This window comes from Sphingomonas sp. (assembly GCF_035317925.1).
Taxonomy (GTDB): domain Bacteria; phylum Pseudomonadota; class Alphaproteobacteria; order Sphingomonadales; family Sphingomonadaceae; genus Sphingomonas_I.
Window position 1 is genome coordinate 1 of sequence record NZ_DATHFV010000140.1, and the last position, 2322, is coordinate 2322.

Annotated in this window: 5 protein-coding genes; 2 read left to right on the forward strand and 3 right to left on the reverse strand. The window is 65.8% G+C overall.

The genetic code is table 11. The features are described 5' to 3' along the window. Positions 1–297 (reverse strand): RidA family protein (locus VK533_RS10545; RefSeq protein WP_324377203.1); only part of this gene is annotated, 297 nt, incomplete at its 3' end. A 75-nt stretch (positions 298–372) separates the two neighbouring features. On the opposite strand from VK533_RS10545, the gene VK533_RS10550 reads away from it, so the two are divergent. Continuing rightward, positions 373–1005 carry a GNAT family N-acetyltransferase gene (locus VK533_RS10550; protein WP_324377205.1) on the forward strand — a complete coding sequence of 211 codons (633 nt, stop codon included), beginning with the start codon at positions 373–375 and terminating at the stop codon, positions 1003–1005. A 43-nt stretch (positions 1006–1048) separates the two neighbouring features. Here the strand turns inward: VK533_RS10550 and VK533_RS10555 are convergent, their stop codons facing one another. After that, complete coding sequence (locus VK533_RS10555) at positions 1049–1366, reverse strand: hypothetical protein (RefSeq protein ID WP_324377206.1); 318 nt, start codon at positions 1364–1366, stop codon at positions 1049–1051. 84 nt (positions 1367–1450) lie between these two features. On the opposite strand from VK533_RS10555, the gene soxR reads away from it, so the two are divergent. Next, positions 1451–1912: a redox-sensitive transcriptional activator SoxR gene (gene soxR / locus VK533_RS10560; RefSeq protein ID WP_324377208.1), complete on the forward strand. Its 462-nt coding sequence runs from the start codon at positions 1451–1453 to the stop codon at positions 1910–1912. Here the strand turns inward: soxR and VK533_RS10565 are convergent. Next, positions 1903–2322, reverse strand: a 420-nt coding sequence (locus VK533_RS10565; RefSeq protein ID WP_324377210.1) for an HAD family hydrolase, incomplete at its 5' end; no start/stop codon positions are given. The genes soxR and VK533_RS10565 overlap by 10 nt on opposite strands.

Sequence of the window (2322 nt, forward strand, 5' to 3'; positions counted from 1 at the left end):
TGTCGAGGAGACGAACACGCCGAGTTTGACGATACGTTCGACCCGATCGAGCGAACCCAGCGCCTTCTTGATCTGCGCGAGCAGCATCACGCCGCAGCGTTCGGCCGCTTCGCGCGCATAATCCTCATTCTCGTCCTCGCCGCAGCGGCCGGTCATCAACTGGCCGTCCTTGAACGGCAGCTGGCCGGAAACATGGAGAAGGCCGTTGGCTTCGACCGCCGGCACATAAGCGGCGACAGGGGCAGCGGGCTCGGGAAGGGTGATGCCGAGTTCGGCGAGGCGGGTATCGATGCTCATGCCTCGCGCCTTCGGACGACAGCAGGCGAGCGTCAAGCGGTTGCGGCGCGCTCCGTCGCCCGATAGCGGCGGATCATGGCCGCCGACCCCGAATTGATCGCGCTTTTCGCCCGTGGCTGGGCGATGACGCGGGGCGTGGCCCCACCGGTGGCGCGTCTTGGCGGCCATTATATCCATGTCGGCCAGCCCGATCAGGCGGCACGCTATGTTTTTCCCCAGTTCGACCGGACGGTGATCGCCGGGCTTGGCCGGACGATTCGCGATCCGTGGATCTATCTCAAGGTGTGCGAGGAACCCGAAACCGTGTGTGCCGCCCTGCCGCCGCAGTGGCAGCTTCGCGAGACGCCGACGTTCATGATGACCGCGCCGCTGGCCGAGCGGGCTACCGATCTCGCGGCCGGATACCGGCTCTCGCTGATGGAGGATGGCGAGTTGCTGCGCGCGGCCGTGCTGGTGGACGGTTTTCCGGTCGCGCAAGGGCGCATCGCGCTACTGGATGACACGGCCCTGTTCGATCAGATTGCCACCGACGAACGCCATCGCCGCAGGGGGCTCGGGCGCACGTTGATGCAGGCATTGTCCAACGGCGCACTTGCGCGCGGTGCGTCGCGGGGCCTTCTATCCGCGACCGAGATGGGTCGAGGTCTTTACGAAACGATCGGCTGGACGGTGCATTCGCCTTATACAAGCGCGGTCATTCCCGCGTGAGACCGCTCGGCGGGAACGGCGGCATGCCGTCCCCGCCAACCGGTCAGGCAGGCCGCGCATCGCGCGCATAAGCCAGCGTGTAGAAGCCGCTGTCGCTGCTCTCCAGCAGCGCCTGCAGTTCGTCCCGATGCGCGCGGAACGCGTCGGATTGCTGGAAATCGCGCAAGATCGCCTCACTTTCGAAGAGCGAAACGAGGATCGCATGGCGGCCATCCTTGGCGACGTAGAATTGCGCGCCGAGCGAGCGGGAGAGGCTTCCGAGCCGGGGCAGGTTCGCAACCTGTGTATCCACGAAGGCGCCGAAATGTTCGGGCTTGGGCGTGAAGATGCTGATGCTGACGAGATTGGTTTCAAGCGACATGACTGATTCTCCCTTTGGGGAGAGCCTCGATACAACCTCAAGTAAGGTTGAGGTCAAGCCGGATATTGGGTAGATCTCCCCGTCATGAAGACCGTGCCGCTCGAACTCACCGTTGGGGAGATATCCCGCCGATCGGGCGTGCCCGTCTCGACATTGCATTTCTATGAGGCCGAGGGGCTGATCCGCAGCCGCCGCAGCGCGGGCAATCAGCGCCGATTCCCACGCGGAATCCTGCGGCGGGTCGCGATCATCAAGGTGGCACAGCGCGCCGGGGTGTCGCTCAAGGAGATCAGCGAGGCGCTGGCCCGCCTGCCGCAAGATCGCGCGCCCACGGCCGAGGATTGGGCCGCCCTATCGGCCGGGTGGCGCGACGCACTCGACGAACGGATCCGCAAGCTCGGCGCGATCCGGGACCAATTGAGCGAGTGCATCGGCTGCGGTTGCCTGTCGCTCGCGCATTGCCCGCTGCGCAATCCGGATGACCGGCTCGGCCAGGAAGGCACAGGCGCGCGGCTGATCGAGATGCCTGCCCCCGGTCAGGATTGAAGCGATTCGCCCCGAAAGCGGGCCAATACCCATTCGACCGCGACGTTCCAGTCGTCGATCCGCGCCTGTGCGTGCGGTGCGGCGGGGATTGTCGGCGCAATTGACGGCTCGGCGATCATGTGGAGTCGGAACACGTCCGGCGCATGATGCGCGACCGACGTGAGATGCGTTTCGAGATCGTCGACGAACACCGTCACGTTCGATCCATGCTCGGCGGCGAGACGCGCGACCGGCCGCCCCTTCCCGCCCTGATTGCACACGACCCGATGGCGAATGCCGAGAGCGTCGAGCTGGGCGGCGCGGCCGGCATGACACCAGTCCTGAAGGTTGGTGAGGATCACGATGTCGGCGACTTCGGCGATCCGCTCTAACGCCTCGCCCGCGCCCGGGACCAGGGTCTGCCGATCCAT

Excerpts from the sequence above, each read along its gene's own strand:
- VK533_RS10550 (WP_324377205.1), top strand. The coding sequence starts at position 373 with ATGGCCGCCGACCCCGAATTGATCGCGCTTTTCGCCCGTGGCTGGGCG.
- VK533_RS10555 (WP_324377206.1), bottom strand. The coding sequence starts at position 1,366 with ATGTCGCTTGAAACCAATCTCGTCAGCATCAGCATCTTCACGCCCAAG.
- soxR (WP_324377208.1), top strand. The coding sequence starts at position 1,451 with ATGAAGACCGTGCCGCTCGAACTCACCGTTGGGGAGATATCCCGCCGA.